25 protein-coding genes are annotated in these 22,910 nt (G+C 37.4%); 13 read left to right on the top strand and 12 right to left on the bottom strand.

Features of this window, described 5'->3' with window-relative positions; translation table 11 throughout:
- Positions 1-70 precede the first annotated feature (70 nt).
- Positions 71-265 carry a cold-shock protein gene (locus G4Y78_RS21430; RefSeq protein ID WP_163834939.1) on the bottom strand — a complete coding sequence of 65 codons (195 nt, stop codon included), beginning with the start codon at positions 263-265 and terminating at the stop codon, positions 71-73.
- Between the two features lie 340 nt (positions 266-605).
- Here G4Y78_RS21430 and G4Y78_RS21425 point away from each other — a divergent pair, with 340 nt between their 5' ends.
- The gene (locus G4Y78_RS21425; RefSeq protein ID WP_163834938.1) at positions 606-962 is read left to right on the top strand and encodes a PilZ domain-containing protein; all 357 of its coding nucleotides are present in this window, start codon (positions 606-608) and stop codon (positions 960-962) included.
- A gap of 121 nt (positions 963-1,083) precedes the next feature.
- Here G4Y78_RS21425 and G4Y78_RS21420 read toward each other — a convergent pair whose 3' ends face one another.
- The 4 genes from G4Y78_RS21420 to G4Y78_RS21405 form a co-directional block, all read right to left on the bottom strand.
- A complete protein-coding gene (locus G4Y78_RS21420; RefSeq protein WP_163834937.1) occupies positions 1,084-2,754 on the bottom strand; it encodes a tetratricopeptide repeat protein in 1,671 nt (556 codons plus the stop codon).
- Between the two features lie 308 nt (positions 2,755-3,062).
- Entirely contained in the window at positions 3,063-3,182 is a 120-nt protein-coding gene (locus tag G4Y78_RS31430) for a type II toxin-antitoxin system VapC family toxin (protein WP_163834936.1), read from the bottom strand.
- 219 nt (positions 3,183-3,401) lie between these two features.
- Positions 3,402-3,875 carry a hypothetical protein gene (locus G4Y78_RS21410; RefSeq protein WP_163834935.1) on the bottom strand — a complete coding sequence of 158 codons (474 nt, stop codon included), beginning with the start codon at positions 3,873-3,875 and terminating at the stop codon, positions 3,402-3,404.
- Between the two features lie 339 nt (positions 3,876-4,214).
- Entirely contained in the window at positions 4,215-5,279 is a 1,065-nt protein-coding gene (locus G4Y78_RS21405) for an SGNH/GDSL hydrolase family protein (protein ID WP_163834934.1), read from the bottom strand.
- A 203-nt stretch (positions 5,280-5,482) separates the two neighbouring features.
- Here G4Y78_RS21405 and G4Y78_RS21400 point away from each other — a divergent pair, with 203 nt between their 5' ends.
- From G4Y78_RS21400 to G4Y78_RS21390, 3 genes are all read left to right on the top strand, one after another.
- Positions 5,483-5,863 (top strand): MarR family winged helix-turn-helix transcriptional regulator, encoded by a 381-nt coding sequence (locus G4Y78_RS21400; protein WP_163834933.1) that lies wholly within the window; start codon positions 5,483-5,485, stop codon positions 5,861-5,863.
- A 241-nt stretch (positions 5,864-6,104) separates the two neighbouring features.
- Positions 6,105-7,169, top strand: a complete 1,065-nt coding sequence (locus G4Y78_RS21395) for an ABC transporter substrate-binding protein (RefSeq protein WP_163834932.1) — start codon at positions 6,105-6,107, stop codon at positions 7,167-7,169.
- 628 nt (positions 7,170-7,797) lie between these two features.
- A complete protein-coding gene (locus tag G4Y78_RS21390) occupies positions 7,798-8,493 on the top strand; it encodes an Lpg1974 family pore-forming outer membrane protein (protein WP_163834931.1) in 696 nt (231 codons plus the stop codon).
- 63 nt (positions 8,494-8,556) lie between these two features.
- On the opposite strand, the gene G4Y78_RS21385 is transcribed toward G4Y78_RS21390, so the two are convergent.
- Together G4Y78_RS21385 and G4Y78_RS21380 are read right to left on the bottom strand one after the other, a co-directional pair.
- Positions 8,557-9,402 carry a TIGR02285 family protein gene (locus G4Y78_RS21385; RefSeq protein ID WP_163834930.1) on the bottom strand — a complete coding sequence of 282 codons (846 nt, stop codon included), beginning with the start codon at positions 9,400-9,402 and terminating at the stop codon, positions 8,557-8,559.
- A gap of 270 nt (positions 9,403-9,672) precedes the next feature.
- Positions 9,673-9,969 carry a hypothetical protein gene (locus G4Y78_RS21380; RefSeq protein WP_163834929.1) on the bottom strand — a complete coding sequence of 99 codons (297 nt, stop codon included), beginning with the start codon at positions 9,967-9,969 and terminating at the stop codon, positions 9,673-9,675.
- Positions 9,970-10,302: 333 nt separating this feature from the next.
- Here G4Y78_RS21380 and G4Y78_RS21375 point away from each other — a divergent pair, with 333 nt between their 5' ends.
- Positions 10,303-10,668 carry a SpoIIAA family protein gene (locus G4Y78_RS21375; RefSeq protein WP_163834928.1) on the top strand — a complete coding sequence of 122 codons (366 nt, stop codon included), beginning with the start codon at positions 10,303-10,305 and terminating at the stop codon, positions 10,666-10,668.
- Positions 10,669-10,913: 245 nt separating this feature from the next.
- Here the strand turns inward: G4Y78_RS21375 and G4Y78_RS21370 are convergent, their stop codons facing one another.
- Entirely contained in the window at positions 10,914-11,159 is a 246-nt protein-coding gene (locus G4Y78_RS21370; RefSeq protein WP_163834927.1) for a hypothetical protein, read from the bottom strand.
- A gap of 528 nt (positions 11,160-11,687) precedes the next feature.
- Between G4Y78_RS21370 and G4Y78_RS21365 the strand changes: the two genes are divergently transcribed.
- Positions 11,688-12,920, top strand: a complete 1,233-nt coding sequence (locus G4Y78_RS21365) for an aspartate/glutamate racemase family protein (RefSeq protein ID WP_163834926.1) — start codon at positions 11,688-11,690, stop codon at positions 12,918-12,920.
- Between the two features lie 478 nt (positions 12,921-13,398).
- Complete coding sequence (locus G4Y78_RS21360) at positions 13,399-13,728, top strand: hypothetical protein (RefSeq protein ID WP_163834925.1); 330 nt, start codon at positions 13,399-13,401, stop codon at positions 13,726-13,728.
- On the opposite strand, the gene G4Y78_RS21355 is transcribed toward G4Y78_RS21360, so the two are convergent.
- Positions 13,685-14,572, bottom strand: a complete 888-nt coding sequence (locus tag G4Y78_RS21355; RefSeq protein WP_163834924.1) for an amidase domain-containing protein — start codon at positions 14,570-14,572, stop codon at positions 13,685-13,687. The genes G4Y78_RS21360 and G4Y78_RS21355 overlap by 44 nt on opposite strands.
- Before the next feature lie 1,292 nt (positions 14,573-15,864).
- Between G4Y78_RS21355 and G4Y78_RS31785 the strand changes: the two genes are divergently transcribed.
- The gene (locus tag G4Y78_RS31785) at positions 15,865-16,029 is read left to right on the top strand and encodes a transposase (protein ID WP_408022102.1); all 165 of its coding nucleotides are present in this window, start codon (positions 15,865-15,867) and stop codon (positions 16,027-16,029) included.
- Between the two features lie 141 nt (positions 16,030-16,170).
- Here the strand turns inward: G4Y78_RS31785 and G4Y78_RS21345 are convergent, their stop codons facing one another.
- Positions 16,171-16,950, bottom strand: coding sequence for a substrate-binding periplasmic protein (locus G4Y78_RS21345; RefSeq protein ID WP_163834922.1), 780 nt, complete (start codon positions 16,948-16,950; stop codon positions 16,171-16,173).
- 425 nt (positions 16,951-17,375) lie between these two features.
- Between G4Y78_RS21345 and G4Y78_RS21340 the strand changes: the two genes are divergently transcribed.
- The 4 genes from G4Y78_RS21340 to G4Y78_RS31780 all read left to right on the top strand — a co-directional run bounded on the left by G4Y78_RS21340 (position 17,376) and on the right by G4Y78_RS31780 (position 20,977).
- Positions 17,376-19,058, top strand: a complete 1,683-nt coding sequence (locus tag G4Y78_RS21340; protein ID WP_163834921.1) for a methyl-accepting chemotaxis protein — start codon at positions 17,376-17,378, stop codon at positions 19,056-19,058.
- 237 nt (positions 19,059-19,295) lie between these two features.
- A complete protein-coding gene (locus G4Y78_RS21335) occupies positions 19,296-19,481 on the top strand; it encodes a hypothetical protein (protein WP_163834920.1) in 186 nt (61 codons plus the stop codon).
- 169 nt (positions 19,482-19,650) lie between these two features.
- Positions 19,651-20,529, top strand: a complete 879-nt coding sequence (locus G4Y78_RS21330; RefSeq protein ID WP_163834919.1) for an AraC family transcriptional regulator — start codon at positions 19,651-19,653, stop codon at positions 20,527-20,529.
- The gene (locus G4Y78_RS31780; RefSeq protein WP_163834918.1) at positions 20,516-20,977 is read left to right on the top strand and encodes a methyltransferase family protein; all 462 of its coding nucleotides are present in this window, start codon (positions 20,516-20,518) and stop codon (positions 20,975-20,977) included. Before G4Y78_RS21330 ends, G4Y78_RS31780 begins: the two co-directional genes overlap by 14 nt.
- A 265-nt stretch (positions 20,978-21,242) precedes the next feature.
- Here the strand turns inward: G4Y78_RS31780 and G4Y78_RS21320 are convergent, their stop codons facing one another.
- Positions 21,243-21,518 (bottom strand): hypothetical protein, encoded by a 276-nt coding sequence (locus G4Y78_RS21320; protein WP_163834917.1) that lies wholly within the window; start codon positions 21,516-21,518, stop codon positions 21,243-21,245.
- A 72-nt stretch (positions 21,519-21,590) separates the two neighbouring features.
- Positions 21,591-21,935 (bottom strand): hypothetical protein, encoded by a 345-nt coding sequence (locus G4Y78_RS21315; RefSeq protein ID WP_163834916.1) that lies wholly within the window; start codon positions 21,933-21,935, stop codon positions 21,591-21,593.
- Positions 21,936-22,443: 508 nt separating this feature from the next.
- Between G4Y78_RS21315 and G4Y78_RS21310 the strand changes: the two genes are divergently transcribed.
- A complete protein-coding gene (locus G4Y78_RS21310) occupies positions 22,444-22,875 on the top strand; it encodes a hypothetical protein (RefSeq protein WP_163834915.1) in 432 nt (143 codons plus the stop codon).
- The last annotated feature ends 35 nt before the right edge of the window (positions 22,876-22,910 follow it).

The following is a 22,910-nucleotide window of genomic DNA, read 5'->3' as shown; positions in this document are numbered from 1 at the left end:
TAGCAACGGATAGATGACTAGAATGTACACACTTATTAGCCACCCCTGATAATGAGTGGCTTTTTTATTGTTAACCCACTACACGAACATTGATCGCGCAGGGGCCTTTCTTACTTTGACCTATTTCAAACTCTACTTTTTCACCATCTCTAGGCTCACGGCTTTGTATGTCATTTTTATGAAAAAATAAGTCTTTGCCTTCGCTTGGAACAATAAAACCAAAACCTTTATCTGGATTAAAAAACTTAACTGTGCCTGAACTCATTCTTATACCTTGTTAATGTGATTGTCAGAATGATTTATAAGGGGTAATTAACAACAAATCAATGTATTCAACAATAATATACACAGTAACCGGCCTTTTCCAATTATACCTAATCAAGAATCAGCGCAAAGCTGAACTAAAGTAAGCCATTCACCAAAAGTAATTAGCAGAGATCGTGCGGGGCAATATCAGTGCCTCTGAGCTTGATTCGCTTAGCATTCAGTCGCGAGGGTTTACGGCGATTTCGCTAAATTGTTCATATAAAATTTATTTGGAAGTGATATAAATAAGTTAAAATATTATTAAAGAGTATGGATGAACGATACAGGGATCGATCTATATGCCTTTAGTAAAGTCTCAACAGGAATCAAGACGACACCCTCGACGCTCCGTTGTTTGGAAAGCACTAATCAAAGATAAGAGGAATAAAAATTTTTCATCTTGCACTGTGATTGATATCTCAAGATCAGGTGCACTTATAAAGTGTATTGATCCTTTTAAAGAAGGACTTATTTATCCCCTCATGATTAATGCAGTCATCGAGAGTAGCAGACATAAAATTTATACTATGGCAAAAATATGTAATGTTGTTTTATCAGAAAAGCAATTTTTAACTGGTGTTTCTTTTACAGAAATATCTCCAGAAGATCAAAGTATTTTGGATGATTTTGTTGAGGCAATTTTTAGCGAGCAATAATAAACTTTTCTTTTAGCTCTGCTGCTAATGCCGTTTGTTTTTGTTCTTCCGCTGGGTTATAGGCGGCGACTGTCGCTAACTTAGCGAAAGCGCCATAAACCCTCGACAGGGCGGGGAGCAGTCACAGAGCTTGATGTTTCTCAAGAAATTTCTTGCTTTGCTTGAGACTTTCTCTGATACCTTTCCCCTTTGTTTGTAGTGCCAATTTTTGTACTGAAGGAGCGGCAATCTCCAATAACTTCTTGTAATAGAGTTTGGCTTTGGTGGAATTACCCGCCAGCTCATTCGCATAGCCAATCCCATAAATACTGTTTAAACGATTTGGTGAAATAGCAAGACTGGCTTCATAGGCATTTATAGCATCCTGATAGTTTGCTGTGAGTATCAGCATATCGCCCAGTAGCTCTCTGGCGGGTAACACCACTCCGGGTGTGACGGGATGTTTATCGACAGAATCTTCCAGATCTGCAGCTTGGCGCATCATCGCAAGAGCACTCTTGGTGTCTTTGTTCAGAAAACGAACCCAGGCTGCGACAGTTTTGCGTTGGGCATCCACCAATACGGCCCAGTAGTTACTTCCCGCCTGTTTGGTTTTTGCATAAAGTTGATCCATCAGCTGAATACTCTGCTGGGCTGATGCGAGATCCCCGCTTCTTGCTGCTCCTAGACCTTTGGCGAAATAACTAATCGCCTCCACCTGGGGAAATTTCGCCCAGGGAAAGCTTTCGGGCACACGGGATTTTAATTGTGCAGCTTCTTGCCACTGATGACGCTCCAGTGCAAAACGAGCTGGCATTGAAGCTAAGGCGTAGGCACTGACGAAGGTTTCCTGGTGCTTGCTAGCGGTTTTCATCTCCTTAAGTGTTTTTTTAGCTGCTTGGTCATCCCCCCTTTGTAAATGGGCATAGAGTAAATAATCCAAAGCATGCAGATAGTGGTGGGAGATAAAATCTCCAGCAGGGTAATTCAACGCTGCCTTTGCGGACCGCTCATTCCATTGAACTACATCAGGCCAGAGGCCTATACGGACAAAAATATGGGTGGGCATATGGAGGGCATGGGGTACATCTGGAGCGATTTTGTCGTAAGCGCGGGCGGCAGTAATGGCACGATTAGCAAGCATGGGATTGTCATAGGCGTGAATCGTATAGTGGATTACGCCCGGGTGTTGGGGTTCGTTTTGATAAAGCTTTTCCAACAGTTTTCCCGCTTCTTTTTGGTGGCTATAGGATTTATCCTCTTTGGGAGCGGTAGCGAGATGGGAGAGTGCGTAAAAGGCTGCAGCATTGATATCATTGGGAAATTGTTGGAAGGTTTTGTGTTGCGCCTTTTCCCAGGCGGCAATTCGTTGTGGGTGTGTTAGAGACTGCCAGTTATTAAAAAATGCTGCTGCGGCCGTAATATAGCTTTTTTCCCGTGGGCTGATAGTTTGAATAGTTTTGGCTTTATTGATTGCCTGCCAGCCCTCGTCAAGTTTCTCCTCACTGGGACGCCCTGGCCACAGGGGCTGAAATAAAGTCATAGCAACCCCCCAGTGGGCCATAGCGCAGTCGGGTTCCTGCTGAGTTAAGGCGGCAAAGTGTTCTTTGGCCTGTGCGTACATCATATGGTGCAGCAAGGCCAGAGCGCGCTCAAATTTTTGTCGGGCTTCATTGCTACAGGAGATAGGGAATTCAATTTTACCGATATTTTTTCGGTCGGTTTTTATATTGCTGTCCTGGTGTGCAAAGGAGGTAACGGGGCAAAGAAAGGCCATAAGAGTTATAAAAACAACTATTAACTTAAGTTTCATTGCTCGCCCCTCAAAATTTTTACGTCAATCTATTGCATAGCATAGATAATATTTCTAGAGAACGTGCAAAGTGGTACTATGTAGAGGGTAAATAATATCATTGAGAATAGCGTCCTATCTGATTTAGATGATTTGATGTAGCTAGCCCAGCTCTTATACAGGAAGTCTATAAACAGCTTCAGCTTGATCAGAAAACCGTTGATAAACACTACAGAAGATTAATAATAGGCAGTCTTGTTGTGCAGGATGATGAGACGAAGTTGTATTATCGGCCGCTTAAAATCCAGCTGAGTAGAGCAGGGTAGCAGTTATTCAACAGAAAATTGCTGTAACTCAATACCTGAAATAGGCTTAAAGTGCTTTAGGTTAGTGGTGCATAGTGTTTCACCATAGCGAATAGCTGTTGCGGCAATTAAAGCATCGCCCATTTCTACACTATGGATAAGCGCAAACTGTTTTGTATAACAGCGAGCATTGATAGAAATTTGTGGGTCAATCTCACCTATGTGTGGACCACTACAGAAGGATATGAGCAGCTATGCGCCTAAATTTCTAATGATAAGTGTCCGCCAAATGGGGGGAAGATCAAGATGTTGGTGAAGAAATTGTAGATAAGGCCCGATAGATTTATCGGGCCTTAATGTAAGCTAGTTACTAAAAGTTGGGCGGTCGTCTTTCACTTCTGAGTTTGGAATAAAAATTAGATTTTCAATTTTATAGCGAGTTGAGGCTGGCAGGGGGGCATCGTGAATAGGTAACTCAACTTCTACTAAGTCTTGTGTAAAATCCTCAATAGCTTCAAATAGATTCAAGCTATTTCTTAAACAAGGTGTGTCAGGGTTTTTCTTAACAGTTAAAGAAACGACTGGAGAGGAGCCTCTTTGTATTAATCTAGCTTCTACTTTAAACTCTTGATTTACATCCGTAGTTCCACATGAAAAAGCTCGTGTTTTTAAAACTGGTAGCCCACTGCTATTTCTATCAACAACAACTTTACCATAAAGCTCCGGATTGGCTAAAGAGTCAGCAACTTCAAGTTCTGCAAAAACACTGCTTGAAATTGATGCTATTCCAACTGTTGTTACAATTAATGTCGCCTTTTTTAAGCCTTTAAAATTCATTTTATAAACCTCTTAGTAAAAATGATCGATTAGAAATACTTTTATGAAAAAATAAAAGTATTGGGACATGCGATTTAAACTAGTGTTTAATGCTAAGGGCTTTTGGATCTTTAGTTAAATTTATAAAATCAATCATATAGATTATTAAAATTTATAAAAAAGCAGGCAGTGCTAGATTTGAGTCAGTACACCTAATCCTTGTTTGTTCTCGTTTATACCCGACCATAGGCAGGAGGCTGAGTAAGGGGAAGCCTAAGGCGTTAGTTAAGGAGTTGGGATGAAAATTATTACCCCACCAGGTAGTGGGGAGGGCGTCAACTCAGTTCATGAAAGCTACTACTACCTATCAGGGTGTTCTCCGTATTCAGACTCTATCACACCTTGAATTTTTGCTGCCAATATTGCATGAACTGTCTGGCTGGGATGCACTTGATCTAAAAACACATGGTTAGATAATGGGTCTAATACGGCTCTTGTAAATAATGATACATATCCATCTTTGTTATACGCATCCTGTGTATTGACACCTTCTATTTCTGCTGCATCTATTAGTGAATTGAATGCTTTTTGAGAATCAAAGAAAGTTATTTTTACATTATCGTTGCTAAGCTTACTTACTAATTCTTTTAAATACGAATTATGCATACAGGAAATTTCATACATATCTTGTCTAAAATTATCATCCTTAGAGAGTGCTAATGGAGTTTTTGATAAATCAGGAATCCCTATTACTAGTATTTTTTTTACGCCATTTTTTATCATCTCGCTTAGGTTTTTTTCTATATTGCTAATTACTCTTGGTACATCTGTTCTTTGATATGTAATATAATCGTTTGCTCCAACCCAAACTATAACCAAATCTTTTTCACTAAAATCATGCATTTTTTGAAACTGATCTATTTGGCGGCCTAGGTTGGAAATAAACTGAAACTTTAAATTTAACATTGACCCATACTTAACTGCTGCAGTTCCGCCTTCTGCAAAGTTAACAACTTCTTTTCCCAAGAAATTTGGTGACTCTAAAAAATCTGTCCATACAAAACCATTGGTGAATCTGCCTTTGTAATAAGAATGATTAGATAGTAATATTCCACTTGTTTTCTGCTGCATGAATCCTTCTGAAGCGGACAAACTATCTCCAAATACTACAATTCGTTCTATTTTTTTAAGGTTTTCAGGTCCAGTTTTTGGAAAAAACTGGAAGGCTAGTCTTAGTTCATGCTTTTTTGATAAAAGCATCGGCTTTGTTTCGTAGAGCCTTTTGTCCAGAACTCTTTCCTCAAAAAGGGTTCTGTTGGCTGATATAGGCCTATTCATACGATACTTTTGAAACCCTTTATTTGCTCTTAAAACAACATCGTGAGAAAGACTTCTTATTAGTGCAGGAGTAATGGAACCAGTCATAACATCTAACCTGAAATAACTATTTTAGTATGCAAGCGATTGCTTATTTTGTTAATTTGCATTCTATTTTATATATTTTTCTAGGTATATGACTACTCCCTTTGTCCAGTATGGATGAGAAGCAGTCATGTGAGAATCTAGTAGGGTAGGGCGTAGTGCCTGGCCATCATGTTGCTAAGATGCAATAGCTCAAGCTGCATGACATGATGACCATGACAGCCTTGCTATTCTGCAGCTCTCTGCCATTATTATTGGCACTTCAAACTGAAATAAAAATAAAAGAAGTACCAATGATGATTACAAAAAAACTTGCCAAGCTATCAAAAGAGCATCCACGTATAACTATTCGTACCCTAGCGACCCTAATGGCCATTAATGACAATGAAGGCTGTTCAGTCTCTGAGCTATCTCAGTTTATGGGTGTCAATGAAAAAAATGTCGCCACGACAATCCGTCGTTTGGAAGAGGGGAGGGATAGCGGAGACGTTAAGTTAATAAAGGTTAAGCAAAATAAAGACGACAAACGCTTTAAGCTGGTTTGGCTGACAGCTAAGGGTAAGGCGTTGTTGAAGCGGTTAGGCTAAGTTACCGAGGGGGCATGTTATACATTCAATAATGTAGTGGTTCAGATTTTTTTCTGTTGCTCGAAACAGAGTCAAAGAACCACCATAGGGAGAAGGTGGAAGATAGTTTTCCATAGCCAAGAAATTTCTACGAAAAACTTGGTAAAGCTGTAAGATTTCCAGGGGGGTATGATCTGTGATACCAACTAGAAGATGCTACAATATTCAATAACCCTAAACAAAGTATCAATGGGTGTTAATTATGACTTGCATAAAAACAAAATTGCTTAGTGGCTTCGTACTAGCATTTACCTGCCAACTAGGATTTGGTGTGACTTTAAATATTCTTGAATGGGAAGGTTATATCAGCCCTTATGAAAAAGATATTCAAGCCTATGCAAAATCTAAAGGTATCGATCTTAAGCTCAACATCGTCAAGCCATTTATCACTAATCCAGAACAGATTTTTCAGGTTGCTCGCAGAAAAGGTGCTGATTTAGTTACACCAACACACAACTACTACAAAACCAAAAATGGTCAATTGTTCAATGTTTTACTACCAATAGATACGAAAAAACTAGAAAACTATTCTAAAATTTTGGATTCTTTACGAAATGCTGATTATGACAAAAAGGGAAACGATAAATATTCTGTACCTCTATTGGGCGGCTCCTATGGCTTGGCTTACAATTTGAACAAGATGTCTGAAGCACCAAAATCTTGGGAAGTACTCTGGGATAAAAAGTACAAAGGACAGTTTGCTATTACCAATGATCAATTTGAAGCAAACATCTATATTACTTTATTGGTTCTTGGTTACCCTCCAGCCAGTTTCTATGACATCAAAAAATCAAATATGAAAGAAGCTCAAGTTCAGTCGAAACTCAATGAGTTAGTAGCCAACTCTGGTAAATTTTGGGCTGGGTGGGCTGAGCCTGCCATCATGAAGGACAATGTTTTTGTCACCACGTATTGGTTTGGTGTGGCTGCTGCCAATAATGAAGGACAAAAATGGAAATTAGCTTCACCTAAAGAAGGTCAAACAGTGTGGCTAGATACTATGGCCTTGGCGGAACATTTAAAGAATGACGCAAGCAAGCTTGAAGCAGCTTACTTGGTTATGAACTATATGCTGACTAAAAAAGCACAACAGAAATTATTCAAAGACTATGGCTCAGTCATCGTAAACACAGAAGCAGCCAAAGCTGATGGTAATGATTACACTACATTCTTCAAGGAAGAGTACTTCTGGCAGCCTTTAACGGCACGAACACGTGGCATTTACAAAACTATGTGGGAAAAAGCGAAAGATGCGGCTAAAAAATAGAAGGTTCTTCTGAAAATATTGAATTAATTTAAAATAAAGTAGATAAAGCCTTAAATAGGCTACTTAATACATATATAAGAAAGCATTTGCCCATTAAGTGCAAAGACTCTCTTACACTTAAAAATCAGTATCTAGCAACTTTCCTTAAGTTAACGAGTTTTTCACTGGATGCAAGAGCAAGTGTTGTACAAATTGTCTGTAAGCTAGGAGTAGTGAGGCTTGTAGCGATTTATCAACTCACTAGCTTTAGGGTAAAAGTTAGTGAGTTTTGAGGCAATTAAAAATTAAGTAGAATGGCGACATATGAAGTTATTTAATTTTTTCTAGCCAAGAAATACTCTAATAAATAAACGCTTTTTTCAAACTATATGGTACTTATTTTTTGTTTTACTCTATCAAATCTAACAGTTGATATAGGTTGCCATGCCAGACTATTTTTAAGTAAAAGTTTTATTTTTTTATAAAATATAAAAAACGCGTATATATAATACGTCTTCTTTATTTGTATTTTATTTTCTTACTCAAGAATAGTGTATAGTTTTTTATTTTATAAGTTAATTGCTTCTTAAAATATTACTCCTATTTATTGTTTTAACTTATAAGTTTGTAGTCTATGAGGTTTATTTACATGAGAAAAACAGTTTTAGCCATTTCTATTGTTAGTACTTTTGCTTCTCCGGTTTTCGCCGAGAAAAGCGGCTATTACCTAGGCTTTAGTGCAGGCCAGGCTGATTATGATGATGCTTATGATAAGCATGCAGGTGGACTAATTGCTAGAAATAGAGCAGAAAATACTCCGCTAAATAGTTTTAATACAAGCTCAACTGATAAAGACGGAGTCTTTAAGATTTTTGGTGGCTATCGATTTAATCAGTATTTTGCAGTAGAAGCTGACTACACTAAGTTCTCAGACACAAGGTCAAATTTGTCAGCCTCTGACCCCCAGAACTTTACAGTATCTAATAGAGTTGAAAATGAGCTGCAAGGGGTAGGGTTAAAAGCCGTTGGATTCTACCCAATAACTAATAGTTTTGAATTAAGGGCTTCTGCTGGCTTAATGAGATGGAAGCTTGAAGAGAAGTCGAATGGTGAACACGTTATAAGCCCCTTTACTGGAGATAGAGTGTTCACGTTCAATCAAGATTATAACTCAACTGAAAGAGGCACTAGCATTACTGTAGGCCTAGGTGCTAACTACAATATCAATGATTACTTTACAGTTGGCCTCAACTGGGAGCGTATCAATGATGTAGGTGAAAAGCGGTTTGCTTTTGGCGAAACCGATATTGACACTTATACTGCTTCTTTACAGTATAATTTTTAAAACACGTTCTTACATCCCCGTCTTCAAAAGATGGGGTTTTACACGCTTTCTGATAAAATACTTTCAGTCAATAAGTGGCCAATCTGGGTAAATCTGTTCAGATAATTTATGGTATTCATGAATAGCATTTTCGTCCAGGTACTCTTCATAAAATTTTCTATACGGAGGTTTTTTTCCAGAGTTAACAATGATACTATTAATAATATCGATAGCAAATTTTCCAACCCTTTTTTTAGAGCAGACAATATATGCTATATCAAGAGGTTTTGTATTATTTATTGGGAAAGAAAGAAAAGAGCCTTTTGGTAAGTTATACATAGCTTCAAATGCATAAGAAACGAATGCATCAATTCTACCATATTTAAACATTTGATAAAAATTATTTATACTAGTTGTCCAGAATATATTATCTCTTACTTTTCCTTTGATGAATTTTTCAATCTCACCACCATAATTCCTGTTTTCTGTTAGCCCTATCCTGATATTATCACTTTCTATAAGTTGATTTAAATTTACTGGTTTTCCACTTTTTATATAGTTTGGTATGGTTTCTTTGCGAATGATTATACGATTAGGGAAAATTAAATACACTGGCATACTAAAGTATAAATAATCTTCCCTGCTTGATGTTTTTCGTAAGGCAGGCAAGCATCGATTATCATTATTTTTGATATCTTTCAATGTTCTACTAACAGTAGCCACCTGAAAAACATGATTGAATTGAGGCATTCGTTTAGTAAAAAAAGTAGCAGTTCTATCAGCTATACCTTGTCCTTGATCAGTACCTGACAAAATATAAACAGGAGGCATGTCATTTTTATACCAAATAATTGTTTCTTTAGCATGGGTAGAAACTACTATCCCTATACCAATGGTAATTCCAACTAATAAAGGTATTACTACGTGCACGGTTAACTACCCAGAAATACATATAATATTTGAGTTTAGTTGATGTTTTGTGTCTCTGATTGATTCTAAATAGGGGGAAGATCAAGGCGAATAAGTGAGAATTAAGTAGACTGCTTATTGTAGAGCGACGCTCTCCTGCCGTAGCTGATACCCTCTAGTCTTTGAGGTATCCCAGTCCTGTACAGCTGGGAGCCTCGTATACTTAGGTATTGCTATCGCACAGCTCGTACGGATTCGATGTCTACCTACCAGGTAAGAAATTAAACCTCACTATACCAACTCAAAGTTCAGGACAGGAGTTGTTTTATTATTATTTTTCTTGAGGTTTAGTATTAAGGTTTCTTCAAAGTGTGTATGTGGTAAGTTATATTCTTCCAATAATAACAAAGTTGTTCTAATAACAAACCATGACCAACTAAAAAAGGTTCCCTTATCTCTTTCCCTTTGAGAAAGCATAGAATAATATTTTCTCAATAGTACATCATTTTCTTTTATGTGTTTTAATATCCCATCGACTTCATTTGTATTTAATCCTTTATTACATAAAGCAATATTTCGTATAAACATATAGGGCCTCTCTAATAACCAAGTACAGTGGTTGGTTATTCAAGCAAAAACCTATCCAAATCCAGCAAGCCTGCAACAACGTTCAATCAAACGTAATCCTCCACTTATTTTGTGGTTATTTTTTGGTCATTTGTTGTAAAAAAAGCAGATATCAACTTAATCTCCGACTAAGCTGCTGTAACTACTGATAAGTGGATTAGGGATTGAGACAAGATAAGAATTATTACACTTTGATGATTTGCGACTAACAACAAACCTAATACTTGTTAACTATTCTAATAGAGATAATGAATATATCTTAGCAATGTTTACTAACAATATATGGACATTTGTATGTTTACAGTCATTCAAAGTAGTACTAATCGTCTAGATATTAAATTAAGCGGCAAAATGGACTCTAAAGAAATGAATGCCGTACTAGATGAACTTGCCGATAAAGCCAGGAATATTGAAAACGGAACCTTATTTTATGAAATTACTGATTTCCACTTTCCAACACTTGGAGCAATCGCAGTAGAGTTCTCTCGTTTGCCTGAGATGATTAAACTGATGAAAAACTTTAAACGAGCAGCAGTATTAGCTGACAAAACCTGGTTAAAGAAAGTGAGTGAACTTGAAGGTGCCTTTTTCCCAGGTTTAGAAGTGAAGGCATTTAACTGGAACCAAAAATTGGAAGCAGAAGACTGGTTGTTAAGTTAAAGGTTTGATTGATTTACAATCAGTTTGATATATATTTCCTTGTAACGACCGATAGGCGGATTTTGGAAAGACGACAGGGGAGGTGAGTAAGACAGGAAGCCCGAACACTGCTTTTAAGCCTTTGAGAGCAAGCCTCCGAATGACCGGAGGCATCAATGGATCAATAGTCGTATACCTAACAATTACTACCCGTTGGTGCTATACAATCTTGGACACTATAACAATACCCCCAACCATTGCCCGTATCAGCACACACAATGACTAGCCGTATCACACTCGCTAGTACAGCTGCTTTCGTCTGATGCCAATGGGTCAGGGAGTAGCACATACGTAAAAGCAAGAGTTGGGACAGGGAATGAATAACCTTGGAAGGATTGGATGAGCTTTTGCTGATCCGTTACCTCACCCGCATAGCTATTGCCTGCCAACATAAAAGCTAAGCAGAGCATTGCTATTTTTATACACTTATTAGTCAAGTTTGGCTTATTCATATTCATTCTGGACTAGGCGCTGTGTGGGTTCACCGCCATCTAGCCTGATCAAACTACAACCAATCTGTCATATGTTTCCTGGTAACTACCGATAAGTGATCGTTATCGGCGGGTTTTGGAAAGGCGGAAACATAAACATCACTAAGGATTCACAAGGCAGTAGTTGTGGAAAGCGCAGCGCATGGAGCAGAGGGCCTTATGGTTGCGTTTTATACATGTCAGTAGAAGAGTTGGGTCTTATCCACCTAGCTTCAAATAAAAGAAAATTAATTTCCCTGCAAAACTTTACATAAAAAATATATCACCTAAGTCGTCTTATTTTAAGAGACCAAGAAACAAAAAAACTGGCTTAACAGACAAAAATATAGATGCTAGTGGATGTAAATAGAAAGATTAAAAAAATATGCAGACATTTTAGTGCTATTAGTTTTATTAATCAGTCGTATAAAAATATTTAAATTTTTTTTAAAGGAAAATTTAAATACAGTTATACCAGGTATCAAAATTAATTAAACAGAGGATCTAATCTTGAAACAAGCAGTAAATATAAGATTAAAAGTTTCAACTTCAGCAGCACTTGCAGTCGGTATACTTTTTAGTTTTCAGAGTTCCATAACACTTGCCGCATGTGGATCAGATGAAGAATGGGGTGATAGATTTTCTGATTTAAAAGAAAAAGTACAAAATCACTATAAAAGCGGTACAATAAGTGAGCTTACACGGGAACAGTTTTGTTTTAAAGTCTATGATAATCATGCTCAAAAAGCTCATGAATATGAAGAATTACAGCAGGCTATTGCTGACGTCATTCCTGTAGAATTTGACCGCCCTGTAATAGACCTTCGGTTTATTTTTAATAATGGCTCACTTTCCAAAGGTGAAATGCCTGGTGAAGAGCAAACTATCGGGATTTTAGGTGGAACAGGGCCGCTTAGTGATGCTAGTTTGGTAAATATTATTACTAAACATGTAAACCTCGAAGAACCAGAGTTTCATAAAATGAGACTTAGAGATGCATTTATGATCCACCTTTATTCTCTACCACCTCCCAGAAGTGGCAGTCAATATGTGTATTCTCCAGACTGGTTAGGAAGGTTAGCTGGGCCTGGACTGCCAGGAACAGTAGATGAAGGATTTATGAGTCATGGATATCGAAACTATTATATGGCAAGTAATACTGCCCATACTAAGCGTCAAACACTAATAGATGTGAGTAATGGGCTTCAGATAGCAGCAAGAGTAAATTTAATTTATTGGGCATCCGCAGGTTTTAGCTTACCAAAAGTTCCAAATATTGCTCACCTACCAAAGGATTTGCTTGATAAAATAATTGAATCTGATGTACCACAACGCCAAAAAGAAAATATATTAATTCTTGGTACAAAAGAAGCGTGGAATAAGAAGTTATACAAAGGACTTATGGAGGACAAAGGTATTTCCTATAAACGCCTTAAAACTTCAGATGAACAGGACAATATGCAGGAATATATTGATAAAATCAAACAAGGCACTGCGACTGAAAATGAATTAGAAAATTTGTATAACAAAATTTTTGAGCTTGCCAGTACATATGGAACAAATAATGTTCTATTGAGTTGTACTGAACTACCGCTAGGTCTTAAAAAATACATAAAAACGCAAAAAAATGGAGTAAAAACACTTTCAAAAGCTGGGTATAATGACATCATTGTATATGACTCAGAAGAAATGTTTGCTGAGATCATTGTTGATAATATAAATGACTACTTCTATTACAATTAATTTAAACTTTAATATATAAGCTGGTTAACTTTTGTATAAAAGTTGATCAGCTTACCCTAAATAAATCAATCACTTAGGGTTTTGCTACACAGCAGGAGTAGTGACCTGCTGTAACCATGTGGCAAGGTAGCAGTGATGACTAGGGCGCTTTCGCTCCACTGATTTGCTGGGCTGCAAGGTCAAAGGTATATAATCCTTCAAACTGGCTGTTTTTCTCGGATATTACTTGCTTTGATTTATTAATAATCAAGACATCAGCAAAATCAGCATCTTTTTTCTTACTGCCAACTATTTACTTTTTCAGAGAGCCGATAATCGTTCATGGCTCGCTATATTGTTGGTCCATCTTCAAACACAACGTTGCGCACTTTGAAGAGAGTATCTAGCACATTCACAGTCCCTCGGCAATCGTGCGTGTGTGCTGAATAAAACCCTGATAGCCTAACCTCAACAGTTGTCACCTTTGTTTAGGAATAGAATGACCAAAGAAGCAATCCCCTCCGAGGCCCCATTAACTCTTGAGGCCGTGCAAGCCAAGTTTGAGGCCTGGAGACAGCAACTAGGTAAACGCCAGCCGTTTCCAAAGATATACTGGCGTGATGTCATTGCACTTCAGGAGCACTATAAAATATCAAAAATATTATCCACTTTACGGATCACCCATGCTCAATTCAGGGTTCGTATTCCCTCGGTGAAGGTGGGTGAGAACAAAAATTTTTTAACCACCTATACACAGTTGCCGGGGGGGCACAATTTCTTTCTATTTAAGGAAATCGAATTAACATATAACGTTGCGTTGTACCTGTAGGAATCGAACTTAAAGGCTTATCTTTTCTATTTGTTGCATGGTAAGTAAGCAAAAGATCATTAGAATCCTCATCAGTTACTAACATATTATGATAACTTACCCAGTTACTGCCTTGTTTATTCTGTAACTGTACTATATCACCCGGTGAAAGCAGATTTTTTGCTGTTGATGCACTTTTTGTCCATCCAAGAACTGTAGCATAACTATTTTGGTGGCCAAAATAGTCCCTAAACGGCCAAACTACACTCCAACTGGTTGACCACTCCCAATTTCGATTACTACCTAAACACCAAAGAGGAGGAGAAGCTGAATAGGAATAAAACTCAGTGCTGGTAGATTCATCCCTACAGCCATCACCACTACCTACTTTGCTAAACCCGCCAGCAATCATGGCCTGACTAATAAAATTAGTGCAGTCATTGTCACCAAAATCGGGATAGCTGGGGTTACGACTATTCCACCAAGTATACGCATAATCAATGGCATCTGTACGGTTGTAAGTTGAAAACAAATGAGATGTGCTACTGATCAAGTCTTCTCCCGTTGTTTCCTTTATTAAAGCTTCATTTATGTCAGACTCTTTAGAAAAGTTTTTAAATAACGGGCTTAACCCTTGAGAAGCATACTCAAGTACCTGATCTAATTCTTCTTGTGTTTTCACAAACTGAGAATATTTTCCTGTTAACTCAGGATATTCACCCAACAAGATATTTTTAAGAAACAGCTGAAAGCTTTCATCTTTTTGATTTAACTTAATAGCAATACCTTTCTCTTTCATAAATAAGCTAATTATGTTCTCCCCTGTTGGTTTATTGTTTGCTATCACTTGATGTGAAAGCATCATGAAGTAAGTTACAATGCTAATGAATATTAGCGATTTACTTTGGCTGCTCATAGAAATCCCTTCTATAAAAATCCATATACAGAACAACAGCTTTAATCATATAACACATCAGCAAGCAGCCCTATCAAATATTTATTAAAATAATAAAATTACTCCAAAAATGAATATTAGCTGACATCAGTTACTTCTTTTAGCTTTATTTCGATGGTGTACCCTTAGTAATCATGGGTTACAGTAAATAACTTACACATTATACGGCCAATAACGTCTATCCAAACACCTATCTGCTCTAGTACACTGCCTTCCAAAAAGTTGACAGCAGTTAGGGATGCTTTCCCAGATTTGCTAAGGGGTATATCAGTTCATGAATAGCAAATGGATGTTGTAGAGAAATATGTAACACCACCTAAGCCAGCAGAAGGGCCGAAAGACCTTGTTAGGCAAACTGCAGGAGTCAGAGCCTAACCAGGCTGAAACGGACCTGCAGAACATCTTAACGGCAATTAATTCATGTGTAGAACTAAAGTGAGTTAGACAAAGTGGTAAGTGCAGTAACAAGCTTGCCGGAAGAGTTGAAAGGCCAGGCTAGGCAAACTTACAGGGCTAAGGCTAGTGAATTAAAAAATAATTAATTTTAAATATAGGGTCAATTTTTTATGAGTTTTGGCAGGTTAGGGAGTTTGTGGAAACAGCCCACCCATTAAACTTAAGTACATTATAAAGCCGAATGAAGCAAACAAAACCCCAGTAGTTGCAAAGCAAACAAAGAATGATTTTGAAATATTGAGTAGAGATAAAGATTCGTTGCTAATTTTTCCTAAATATTTTACGGAAATTATGAATATAAACAAGGCTACTATGGTGACTAAGAATCCTAATAAAAAAATTAATTCTTGATTCATCAAAATAACAGCTCACATAACAAAGTCCGATTGCAGTATAAAGATTGATCGGCCACAAGTCAAACGTTTGTTCGAGTATTGCTTGATATACCATTAATAAAGGCCTGCAGAGTAATGAGTAACTATCGGGAGTTCCGACGACGAAGGCAAGAAGCAGACGAAAAACTACAGAAAATAATCAACAAATACCAAGTTAAACATTCAATAAAGTCAAAAATATTATTTTTTCTCGAATTAATTTGTCGCAAATTAGCGAGAAAACCGGCATAGTATTAACTATGGAACTAGAAAATACAGTGTTCTGCTCAACCACAACAGGGCGAATGTGAGCTTTATTTTGGAATGTGATGGTACCTGTTGTATAGCGTTAGTGATCTATGATCTGCTTTAATCAAACAGTATGGAAACAAAGTAAGAAACTTTAAAGGAGAAAGGTTTTGGGTGAGAGGCTACATTGTTTCAACGGTTGGTTTGGATGAAAAGCTAGTGAGGGAATATATTCGAAATCAAGATAGTAGGGATCAATATTTTGACCAGATGAATTTGTCGCTTTAGCGACTGATATATAGCTCTTTTGAGGGGCTCACCCGTATAAGCCACCGGCTTTGCCGGTGGTAATTTAACTTCTAGTTTCGCATGCGAAATCGTTCAGGACTGACAAAGTATTATATGGGTTGAAAATATGTGAAAAAGCCTTCAATCCTGTTGGCTATACCATTTATCAAGAATCGCATCCCAGGATCCATCTTTTTTCATGGCACGTATTTGTTCATCAAACTTTGGCAGAATCTTTGTAAATGGAGATTTTTTGGAGGCTATTATCACATAATAAAAATTCAATTCAGGTAGTGTTGTTGGTATTTCAATGAACTCATCATGCAACCCCAGTTTTTTTAAAGTTGTTCGGATTGCAAAGGGGTTCTCCAGGATATAATCGCCTCCTTGTTCAGCATTTAACACACGCCACATTTGATATTTTTTTACTACGTTATGAATTTTATACCCTTTTCCATCCATATACTTCTTCGTCCACCCATTTCCCAAGTAGTCAACCCGTTCAAAAGGTTTCAAGTCTTCTAACGTCTGAATTTTCTTCAAGGACTCAACAAGAGGGTTCCCTTTTTTGACATAAATACTATATGACCTGAAAAGGACTGGTTCTTTGCCAAAGACTCCATATTTAGAGCGCTCCTCTGTAGGGGTTGTGATCATAGCATCGTGTACACCATCCTTCACATACTCTTGAGCCCTTATCCAGGGGTAGCCATGATGGGAGATGGAAATTCCTAAGCGGTTACTAAGAGCCTCATTCATGATATCGATAAGAATCCCTTCCATTCCGTTTTTTGTTCTTTGGCTGATAGGGAACCAATGCTCCATATAGGCAAGTGACATAGTATCTGCTGAAGAGACTGGGGTTTTAATATAAATAAGTGCTATAAAAATAGTAAAAAAGATATGATAGTAATTTTTCATGTTGGTATTGCTCAATGATTCACAGAAACATTTTCGTGGATGTTCAGGAACATTTGTGACGAAAATGCTAATGCGTTTGTTCCCATATTGCTTTCCATTGAGATGCCTACGAGAGTGTTGTTACTCTGTATTCTTGGTGCTTTCTAGAAGTCTATGGCTTTAAAGGGGTATTTACCAATAATAGATCAGTTTCGCATGTGAAACAGAAGAATGAGTGACACTCAATAAGGTATAAGGTGGCAGTGATCTTCCCCCTATTTAGTGGACACTTGTCATTAGCAAAGTATATAAGTAGCTGAATAAATTATGTTTTTAGGCGCTTGTATACTTTAATACGTGCTTAATTTTCAGGATAAGAAATCACTGGTAGTACAAGAGGTTATTTTATAAAACCAAGAGTTAACTATAGTCCACCAAGTTATTCATTGCACCATTTTGATAATAGTATACATTTTAATTTAAAAGCAACGAAAGACTGCGTAAATACTCTGATATATAAAGCACTTCTAAGTAGTATCGATATGAAAAAAAACTTACCAATCACAGGTGTAGAAAAAAGCTTTTCCGAAAGCTGCAATCTTCTCTCTACAACGAATCTGAAAGGCACTATCACTTATGTTAATAAAGATTTTTGTGATGTTGCTGAATTCAGCTCTGATGAGTTGCTCAATAAAAATCATAATATAGTGCGACACCCTGATATGCCTCCAGCAGCTTTTGAGAATCTATGGAGCTATTTAAAAGCTGGTAAATCTTGGATGGGACCAGTTAAGAATCGTTGTAAAGGAGGGGACCATTATTGGGTAAGTGCTTATGTGATGCCAATTAAGATTGATGGAGAAGTTAGAGAATTTCAGTCAGTACGTTTTATTCCTGACAAGAAGTTGGTAACACGTGCTGAAAAAGTCTATGAAGCACTAAATAATGGAAAAATACCGAAGACTCTTCAGTCATTTAAGATTCCATATTTAGTACGTTTGCTGCTCTGCGCATTAGGAGGTTTTTCTCCAATGATTAGTTTTGGGTTCTGGGCAGGTCTCACTGGTGGAGGCAGTGTTGGAACTGCAGCTCTATCCTTTGTGACTTCAGTAATACTTTCCACTCTATTGTTTCAAGTTTCGGTATCACGGCTCAACCGATTAGCAAAAGAGGCTCGATCAATTTTTGATAATGATCTGATGAAGTATATTTATACTGGAGCTTGTGATGAGATATCACAAATTGAGCTAGCTATGAAAATGAAAAATACCGAATTAAAAAGTGTTATTGGTAGAGTGAAGGATTCAAGTCAACAAATCCAATCAGTTGCTGAGCAATCTAATAACTTAACAGGGGCTACAGCAAATGAAATTGCAAGCCAACAAAGTGAAATTCATCAGCTTGCATCTGCAATAGAAGAAATGACAGCTTCTTTTCAGGAGGTGGCAAAGAACTGTGAGGAGTCCTCTAAACAGGCTGAACAAGCTGAGAAACTAGCTAATGATACTCGTGAAATTTCTAATCAAGCTATTAAGTCGAATGATATTCTAGTTAAAGAAATTGATGCATCAACAAAAACCATTGAGAATTTAGCGCAGCAGAGTCAGAACATTGGTTCTGTTCTGGATGTAATTAAGTCCATTGCGGAGCAAACAAATCTATTAGCATTAAATGCAGCAATTGAGGCAGCCAGAGCTGGTGAGCAAGGACGAGGATTCGCTGTTGTAGCAGACGAAGTGAGAACATTGGCCCAAAAAACACAAGAGTCTACTGGTGAGATTGAGGCTATGATTGAACGGCTCCAAACAGATACTAAGCAAGCAGTCGTTGCTATGGAAGGCAGTAAGCAACGTTCTGAGAGTAGTGTCATGAATATCAATCGTTCAGGTGAGTCATTGGATGCAATAGCTAAAATTATTCATTCATTAGCAGATATGAGTACCCAGATAGCATCTGCCAGTGAAGAACAGAGTTGTGTAGCTGAAGAGATCAGTAACAATATTAGCAGCCTTAGCTTGCATGCATCTAAAACTGCAGATCAAGCACAGCAAACATTGCAATTATCAAAAAGCCTGTCAGAACAAACAAAGCAGCAACAAAGTTTAGTAGATCAATTTTCAACAAAATAATGGATTACATGTACTGATTCATATCTGATCTGACACTACTTTCCAGGCTCAATGCGTTGCTCCTTACAATCAGCGTCATCAACTGCTTCTTCAAAGGCTGCTGTTAACCCCTATACTATTTTACCTTCATAGTTAATTAAAGTTTATATACAGCAATTGGCCATAAAACCTTAAACCTCTCCATTTCCCCCTAGCCTATACTAACACCTGCTAACACTCGCAAAGGACAGCCCAGCAATGCCAGGCAAGGAACACCAGCCGACACCCAAAGGACTAAGATGCAGAAAAATAGCAGAACAAACCACCGCATTCTTGAAGGCTGGCGGCAAGATACAAGAAGTTCCACCCGGCGCTACTGGGCTACCGAGTATCAAGGACGTTAAGCGGTCGTATCAGATGAGTATAAGAGGGTTTCTTTCTTAGATAGGGAATACCCACCCCTGAGCTATTGAAAAGCACTGCTATGAGGTAACACACAAGCAAACTAACACTTATCTACAACATTATATGCATAGAGTCTCTTCGCAAAAAATGTCAAATCGACTAGTTTTTTTGTTGGCAATATAGTACTGCCTGCACTGAGGAAATATTGATGAGTGAATATAGTGTAAGAATCAACCGGGCGCTGAATTATGCTCAGGAAAAGCTTCCAGCCTATGTTGAACTCGAAGAAGTGGCACAGATAGCTGCTTTTTCTCCTTATCACTTTCACCGTATTTTTTTGCTAGTAGTTGGTGAAAACTTTGCATGCTTTATGCGTAAAAGACGACTAGAGTGGTCAGCGATGGAGTTGCTGAACACGAAGCGGAGAATTCTTGATATCTCCTTGGATGCAGGTTATGAAACCCAAGAAAGTTTTGCTAGGGCTTTTAAATGTTACTTTTATACAACTCCTGGTAAGTTTCGGAGTAAAGTGAAAAGCCCAAAAGATGCCTTTCTTGGATTGAAATCGGCTTTTGAAATCCAAATAGGAGAGCTTATGAAACCTGAAATTATTGAACGCGGTCGCTTTATCGTTATCGGTATCAAAGATGACTATAATAGCCCAGATTTTTCTGGTGCGTTATCTCAGTGGGAAAAGTTTTGGTCTAGAAGCTATGAAATTAAAGCTACAAATATTAATTGTTATTATGGCCTCTCAGTAGTTCCTACAAAAACAAGACAAAAGAATGGTTGTTCGGGAGTTTTTCAGTATTTGACAGCTCTTGAGGCCGTTGATGGTGACGTAGTACCAAAAGGCATGGATAAGCTAAGCTTACCACCACAGAAATATGCTAAGTATACTTATGAAGGTCCTGTATCAGGGTTTCAAGCCTTTATCATGAGGGTTTGGACTCACTATTTACCTGAATCAGGCCTAGAGGCCATTGAATCACCTGAGATTGAAGTATACGATGAACGATGTAGATTAGATTCGCACAAAAGTGAAATGGACTACTTAGTTCCAGTCAAGACAAATGAAGTATCTTGAACTAAAGGTTCCACCTCTGATTCAAATAATAATCATTGGGATTTTAATGATCGTTGCTTCAGGCTATCTTCCCAAGGTAAGTATTCATCCTTGGATACGAGTTGCCTCATCTGCGGTAACGCTCATGGCTGGTATGTACTTTTGTTTCTCTGGGGTCTTAGAGTTTCGGAGACATAAAACGACTGTAGACCCCCGGTATCCAGATAACGTTTCAAAGTTTGTAGATAGTGGTATATATACGTTATCTCGTAATCCCATGTATGTAGGTTTTGCGCTAATTCTAATTTCGATAGTTTTTTTCCTAAGCTCACCAGTCCTTCTGTTGGGCGTAATCGCTTTTGTGATGTATATGAACCGATTTCAGATAGAACCAGAAGAGGTGCACTTATCTGAAGCCTTTGGTGAAAGGTATGAGGCATACAAACAAAAGGTGCGGCGGTGGCTGTAATGCATAACAATCGTGTCCCCTCGGCAACTGTGTGTAGGTGGTTAAAAAATTTTTGTTCTCACCCACCTTCACCGAGGGAATACATAAAAATAACATGGGGGATTAGTAGGCCGCGGGAGCTTCCCCAGCAGCCTACTAATCCCAAGGTTTTGATGTGCACCGCTTGAAAAAGCAACTTTTCAAACTTGATTAGCGTATCAGATAGATGGAAGGCCCCATAAAAAGAGCCATATGAAAAAATAAAGAAATATATGATTAGCTGAACTTATTGAATCACACCAATTTTTTTATTGCCTTCAGATTCATAAACAACTACTGAAGTAGTTTTAACATTAAATATTATATTATATTTGGATTTGCTTTGGGCTTTTAAAGTCCCGAATTCTTTTTCAAGTTTATTAGCTATTTCTCGTTTAGCATGTATTGCCCCAGAATTAAAGCCTTGGTTGTGCCAGTTGTTTCTAGTCTCTTCAAGCTTAAAGATCGTAAATGCTGCAGATATGGATATCCCAATGACAACACCTATAATATATTTTATCAATTCTAGTTACTCCAAAAATATTTGTATAAAATTAAGAAACAGGTTTAATAACACTCATATTTTATAGCCTGTTTACTTGCATGAATCTGGTATAACAAAGGAGTACTCTTTGATTTCACTGATACGAATTAAACCGTCATAATCAGCTGCAAAACCGTCAACTATTTCATCTAATAAATGACCTCTGAATCTAAGATACATGAACTGGTAGGGTTTGCTTTGATTCTTTTTATAGAACTCGTGCATTTCAACTCCAGCCCAATCGAAACTCACCCAATAAGTAGTTTTACTATTACATACAGTAAAACTATGAGTTTCTGGGCCCCACGAGTATTTTCCGACATAGCTTTTATCATAGTCAGCTGCAAAAATTGAAGCTGAAATAAAATAGAATAAAATAGCCAAATACATTTTCATATTTTTCTCTTATAAATGAGTTAATTAATTCATAGTGTTTCATTTTATGTTCTATTTTTGAACATAAAAAGGGTGTGCATATTACCATGCTATAATACATATCCTCTGTTGGCAAAGTAGGTATAAGGTAAGCATCGAATTTGTACGGATTATGAAGCTAAAGGCATTGATATAGCACAGAAAAGCTACCAATAAATAACAAGCAACATACAGCAAATCAAGTGAATTTTTTATGATGTATTCAAAGCAGATGCAAAGAAAGTTTTCACCATAAGTTGACAGACAATCTCTGGCTGATTGATTTGTATCCAATTAACAAGATCTTTTTAGGAGGTAGTGGCAATTTTTGCCAAGTTATGGTGAAAACCAAACGCTGAAAAGCCCTGAAAGCCTTATGGTTGGATTTTGTACATGTTAAAATTAGACTATATTGCGTTTTTCATTCAGAATACAGTGCCTATAGGTTGATCAATATGGTTTTAATTAAATTAGGTATGTGAGTAGTAGAATGAGATATTTGTTAGCAGTTTTTTCTGTGATAGTGATGAGCAAAGTCCAAGCACAAGCAATAGTAGTCAATAAAGGAAAGTACTCTGATTACTACCACATGATGTACCAACTAGAAAGAGGGAAATATAAAATAAATTCGAATTATGGATTTAATGAGGGTGGTCAATTTGAAGTACTAGTACCTAAACAGTATTTTCCTGTAGCTGCTCCAAACTGTAAGGAAAATATAATTATTAGAATGCCTTGGTCTGAAAATGAGGTTAAGAAGAAGGCTTTGTATGATCAGTTAGTTGCTCAAAAAGAAGTAAACGTTGTTTTGGAGTTAAACCCTTATATTAACTTAGTTAACAAAAAGCCACTTAAAGTTGAGCTTCAGTATTGTAATGTATTTTTCAGGCATCGATCGGGTGATTATTATGATAGTTTATAATTCACATAATCAATAAAGACCCTGTCACCCCAGCT

The organism is Spartinivicinus ruber, from assembly GCF_011009015.1.
In the GTDB taxonomy this organism is placed as follows: Bacteria; Pseudomonadota; Gammaproteobacteria; order Pseudomonadales; family Zooshikellaceae; genus Spartinivicinus; species Spartinivicinus ruber.
The sequence above is the reverse complement of the archived record's forward strand: the minus strand, read 5'-3'. Positions and strand labels throughout refer to the sequence as shown.